This window comes from Microcoleus sp. B6-A1 (assembly GCF_036705085.1).
Taxonomy (GTDB): domain Bacteria; phylum Cyanobacteriota; class Cyanobacteriia; order Cyanobacteriales; family Microcoleaceae; genus Microcoleus.
In genome coordinates this window covers 22,435-28,434 of sequence record NZ_JAUBTU010000091.1, presented here as the reverse complement: position 1 = coordinate 28,434, position 6,000 = coordinate 22,435, and the positions used below count along the sequence as shown (strand labels likewise).

General features: G+C 44.0%; 3 protein-coding genes. 1 reads left to right on the top strand and 2 read right to left on the bottom strand.

Annotation, left to right across the window (positions count from 1 at the left end):
- Positions 1-476 precede the first annotated feature (476 nt).
- Positions 477-3,131 (top strand): C39 family peptidase, encoded by a 2,655-nt coding sequence (locus tag QUB11_RS25515; protein WP_333206575.1) that lies wholly within the window; start codon positions 477-479, stop codon positions 3,129-3,131.
- Positions 3,132-3,368: 237 nt separating this feature from the next.
- Here the strand turns inward: QUB11_RS25515 and QUB11_RS25510 are convergent, their stop codons facing one another.
- Entirely contained in the window at positions 3,369-4,271 is a 903-nt protein-coding gene (locus QUB11_RS25510) for a PEP-CTERM sorting domain-containing protein (RefSeq protein ID WP_333206574.1), read from the bottom strand.
- Positions 4,272-5,298: 1,027 nt separating this feature from the next.
- Entirely contained in the window at positions 5,299-5,514 is a 216-nt protein-coding gene (locus tag QUB11_RS25505) for a hypothetical protein (protein WP_333156213.1), read from the bottom strand.
- Between the last annotated feature and the right edge of the window lie 486 nt (positions 5,515-6,000).

Sequence of the window (6,000 nt, the reverse complement as noted above, 5' to 3'; positions counted from 1 at the left end):
CAAGCCCCCGGATTCATCTCGCGCAAGTCAATTCTAAAATCTAAAATCTAAAATCTAAAATCGCGCAATCGATTGACCGAAAGCATCCAGGATACAAGCCCCCGGATTCATCTCGCGCAAGTCAATTCTAAAATCTAAAATCTAAAATCTAAAATCGCGCAATCGATTGACTCAGCCAGTGATGGGTCAAGGGTACAGGGGGAAACAACCGACTCGCACTAAATTCCTTCCCTTAAAACTTGCACCACAAATCCGCTTAACGAGGCATATATTCGGTTAAGGTGCTTTTTGTACGTCTAAAGTTAGATTTGTGGGGCAACTCCCGCCAATAATTAAAAACTTATGCTGGAAAAGGCATTAACCGCCCGTAGGCTGAATCTAAGGGCGATTTTGTCCTGGTTCGGGTTATTGTGTTTGATAAAATCAGAAGTTATCCTTGCTTTAGCTGAATAACTAAGTAGGTAGAGGGATATATAATGACAACCAACAACATTATTTTGAGTTACTTAGGCCCGCGAGAAATTGAGGTCAATAGACCCACTGTCTTAGTTGGCACTTTTGACAAAAATCTAGTGGCAGCGATTTCAGCAACAGAAGGCTCCAATGCCCTGAATGTAGGGAGAAATCTCTCTAGAGGCATTTGGAACATCAGTTTAGAAAAAGGATTCGATAGCGCCGGAACTCGCACACTGCAGGTGAGGGCAAGCGATAAGACCGGCAAAGTTATCGGCCAACAAACAATTAACATCAAAGTTAATCCTGCTTCTCAATCACCCGCTCAGTTTTTTACGTTAATTACTCTCAGAGATACCGCATTCAAAGTCGGAACACTGCCCGCAAGCAATCTTAACAACCTGCAAAAAGCGGAAATAGCAGCCGGTAAAATTTATCAAATTAGGGACTACGAGTTAGAAGATGGACATCTGAATGTTCAACTAAATAATCCAATTCCTCCGGTGGGAACCTCTGGCTTTTTCTACGAAAAACACGTACTTATAACCAAAGGCGCAAAAATTCTCATATTCGATCGCGCCGAGTTGCCGACCCCGCCGCCTGGAATGCAGTTACTGTGGGTGATAAAAAAGACCTGGTTAAAGTTCACCCCCGCAGATTCTGGAACTTTAGGCCAAACTCAGAAATTACAATTTAACCCAGGAGAAACTTTCAATCTTCTCGGCTACGCAAGCGTGGAAAACCATTTCCGAGTCGCTTTTGCTCGGGCAGTTCCTAACTTAGGAACTTCGGGATTTCTGTACTGGCTGCACGTCCAAATTTTGCGAGACGGGAGGGGAATTGAGTATGATAGAAATGCAGTTACGATGACAATCATCAAAACAACTGTGTTTAAAAAGCGCCCGGTAAATGCGGCTAGCCTGCCACCCGAAGAAAAAATTACCTTGCCGGCGGGAATGATTTACGGAATTGCCGGATTCTTGATCGAACAAAGCCACATTAAAGTCTCGCTGACCGAAAATTTGCCGCAATTTGGCAATACAGGTTTCATTTATCCCGATTTTGTGCAATTCAGCCGCGGTGGCAAATCTTTTAATCCCGCTGTGAATTTAACTTATCAAGGGCCGTCAGAAGTTTTAGTAAATCAGCCGATCGTCCTTCGGGGTACTTTTGACCGAGAAAAAACAGCAAAAATTGAGGTGATAGCTGAGGATAAATTTCCCCTAAGCGTCACGCTAAACCAAGAGGCCAGCACTTGGCAAGTTAATTTGTCTAAAGGATTTAGCATAGCTGGATCTCGGTGGCTCAGGTTGCGGGCAACTGACAGCAAAGGCAACGTTACTGGCAGCCAAATAATTTACATTGCCGTAACTTCCGATCCGCTAACTGTCGGACGAGGTTTGACTTTAAAGATACTTTCTGACACTTTGTTTAAGGTAGCTCCCCTTGATTCTTCCCGGCTCAACAATCAGCAAAAAGTTGTTGTCAAAGCAGGCCAGACTTTGACGGTTAGCAAATACGGATTTATTGACGGGCATCTCAAGGTGGTTGTGGATTCAGCAATTTCGCCGATCGGCACTTTTGGCTATTTTTCTGAACCCGACGTTCAGTTGGCAAAAGGTACTCAAATCCTAAAATTTAACCTGGCTGACGTACCGAATAGCAACGTCAGCGCTCAACTTTTGGTAACTCAAACAACTCTGATTAAAGCTAAACCCGAAGATTCATCGAAACTGCCTGCAGATCAAATGGCTGACCTACTTTTAGGCACTACCTATGCCATTACTGGTTATGCCTGCATTTTGGGACATTTCCGAGTAACTCTCGCCGAATCTATTCCCGGTTTCGGCAATATCGGATTTATTTATTGGCAGGACGTTAAAATTAAAAAAGACGGCAAAGAAGTTCCCTTTGACCCGGATGCTTTGACGATGACAATTCTGCAAGCAACTGTGTTTAAAAAACGGCCGGTAGATGCTGCTAGCCTGAGCAGTACCGAGAAAACTACGTTGCCTTTAGGTCGAGTTTACGGCGTCAACAGCTACGGTGCGGAAGGATCTCACCTGAAAGTTTCCCTGACTGAAGAACTGCCGAATTTTGGCAATACAGGTTATGTTTTTCCTAGTTTTGTTCAGTTCAAGCGGGGAGATAAAATTTTCGATCCGGTTCCGAACAATGTGGAATTGAACGTGCCGTATTTTTCGCAGCGGGACAATCCGCGTTTTGACTGGTCTACTTGCAACGTAACTTCGATCGCCATGGTGCTTTATTATTACGGCCTTCGTTCTAAGTGGGGCGGACAGTTGGAGGATGAGTTGTTGCAGTGGTGTTTCGATTATGCAGGCCAGGGTTCTCAAACGGATCACAGTGTGCTTTCGGCGCTGATTCAAGCCTACGAGTTTAAGACGAGTTTTAGTACGACTCGCACATGGGCCCAGGTGCGATCGGAATTGCTGAATCGGCGGCCAGTAGTTTTAGCAGGAGATTTTACGGCGGCCGGTCACATTCTTACTGTAATTGGCTACAATTCTCAGGGTTATATCGTGCAAGATCCTTGGGGAAATGCACTCACTGGTTACAGCGATACTGAGGGGAGAAAGTTGATGTATCCCTACAGTTATGTCAATCAAGTTGCGGGGCCAGATGGGAATGTTTGGGCGCATTTTATCTCTCCATAATCTACTCTACTGTTGGCAATTTGTGAGGCACTACGCCTATTAGTAAGGTGTGCATAACAGCTATTCTTAAGGTACTTAGGAATGAGAATTAAATAACTTAGAATGCGTGATGGTTCTTGTGGGATGGGCGTCCCGCCCGTCCAGAAAGGGCGGGCTAAGAGTGCCCAACCCCCTACTCCCCACTTTCAAGAGTGTAAATTATTTAATTCGCGATCCTTAATGCACACCCAACCTAACTTAGGAAATCTTGCACTTAATTTTTCGTTTTGCTGCACCAATGGCTAGAATCCCAAATCCGGCTAAAGTACCGAAGATAGTAGCAGGTTCTGGTACTGGTTCAGCAGAGCCTTGTTCAAATGAGCCTTGAATAGCGATCGCATCGTTAGCGCACTCCGCCAAAAAGTTAGCAATATAGTTCCCCGAAGGCATTGAGGATTTATTGAAACTGAATCCAATTGTTTGAGAACCTACTGCATTAAACTGAGCGAAATTAAGACCGAGGACGCTCAAAGTCGCTGGTGTTAAAAAAATGATTTCTCCTACTTTTGTACCAGTAGCTATTGAGTTGAGAATAGTCGAGTTTCCTGTTTGTTCAAAGTAGGGGTCAGTGGCAGATAAATCTCCCATAGACGGGGTTCCGCCTTGAGATGCAACTACCGTATTGAATTGATTTAAATTGCTAAAGCCAGAGTTGATTTGGGTGACGTTTTTAGCGGTAACGTTACTGTAAACGCCTGTTGTCGCCACGCCGGAGTCATTTCCTTCGGCAAAGCGGATACCAAACAAGCTGGCGTTTGCGTTAGCTGTATTGAAGTTTTGACCGGAAAAATTGAAGAATAAATCGCCGTAGTTGATGTTGCCTCTTTGAGCTAGTGGGTCGGCATATCCTGCTAAACTTAGATTAGAGTTGATGGCGATGAAAGCTGTATCTGATGTTTCTTTGATGGCGATGCCGTAAAATTCAAAATCGCCGCCGCCGATTTGGGGCCCTGTCACGCCGTCGTTGAAGGAATCGATCGCATAATTCCAGCCGTTAGATAGCGTTGCTGCTGTAGCTTTTTGTTGCTGTAGTGCGAAAAGGGCACAGAAAATAGCCACTGAGTAAGTCCAGTGGATGCTGCTTTTAGCAATGGATTTCATAAAATGCTCCCTGGGAATCCTTGTTAAATTGTCCAGTCTGATCGATCGACTGTTTTTAATTGTTAGTAAATCATACCTTCGGGCCGAATTTCTTAAAGTTTTGCTAAAGGTTTGGTCGGGCAATTGCATCATATTAAATAGATGGCTTAAAACACCCAACCAATGCCAGTAACTAAATATAGCAATCCTCGCATCACTTGTAAAAATATGTAGGGGTAGTGCTAAGAGTGCCTACCCCACCCAAGGCGGGGCAACCACGGGGGGTTTGCCCCTACAAGAATTACACAACTTACTTAGGATTGCTATACAGGACTTACGCAGGCACAGTATTATAGTGGGGCTGCATAATTCCTGTAGGTGCAAATAAACCAACTACTGGGTTTAGGCGGTTGAGTGCAGCAATAAACTGTCTGCGAGTCAATATCCAGGCTATACCGGCCCCTACAAGATATTATTATTTTTTCCTGCCGATCGACTGAATTGATTTTTTATCAATTACCAATTAATTTTGACAAAAGTGGGCGTGATGTTGTAGATACTGATGCCGGATTGTATTAATATTTCGATGGTGTGATTAATAATTTTCATACATTGTCTTTCATTTCCAGCCCTGTTCAATATACCTCTCCAATAATTATTGTGGAACAGGCATCCTGCCTGTTCAAGACAGGCTTTGCTGGAGATGTCTAATAATTATAATTACGTTGGTTGGGAGGACTTCATTCCTCCAACTCCTCCAATGCCGATCGCGCCCAACAATTTTACTGATTTTACCCTAAGCGTTCAACCCAACAGGCTCTCAATTGAGCGTCAAAACTGTGAATCAGCACTTTTTCTCTAAGTGCCGCACAAAGCGAGAATTGGATAGTCAAAAAAAATCATACGGCAACAGCGATCGCACGTTTTTAGAACACCCAATCAACTTCCTGCCCTACATCCGCTGCAGGCATCGTGGGTTCCTTCTAACTCGGCCGGTGGTTTCTGCACTCTTATGCGCTGCATAAATCAATCAAATTTTTAAATGCTGTTAATATATCGCCGACAGTTCGTTGACAATCTTGACTCTCCCCTTAATCACAGAACGCAGCAGGCGGTTGATCGAATGTCTGTATTCATCGTCGAGAGAGTCGTCCAAAACAGCGGCCATCAAGCCGTAGCGATCGGCTAAAGTCAAACAACCCGTATCGCTAACAGAGGCAAGCATTTCGGAAATAGCGCCGGGGATAAGTTGAACTAAAAACATGAGACGTTCCCTGAATTCGATGCTTATATCATCTCTCGTTCTTGGAAAATCAAGAGTGACGCTGGCATAGCACACAACGTGATGTTTTGAGGCAAACTGTGTGACAGCGACCGCTCTAATGTTGTGACGATCTCGTTCAAAGTCTGCGATCGCAGTCACAAAATTAATCTTAGATATTCCAATTTCCCCCTCTCCCCTCCTAAATCTAAAGATTTAGAGAGATTTTTTGGTTTTGGGGGTCTCTTTACCCATTTCCCATGTATAAAACGCATCGGCCTTATGCGAAATATTCATAAAACTCAATATTTTGTAAAAATAGATACGAATATTTACAATCGTGGGCTTTACATTAGCTCATAACAAAGGTGCATCGAAACAGAGCGATCGACCGAATCATCGGTAGCAACTATAACCATAAATAGTTAGGCGACGTTCGAGCCAGCGCCCAGTCAAGCTCAAGCTTACAGAAGACCAACCATGCTTAAA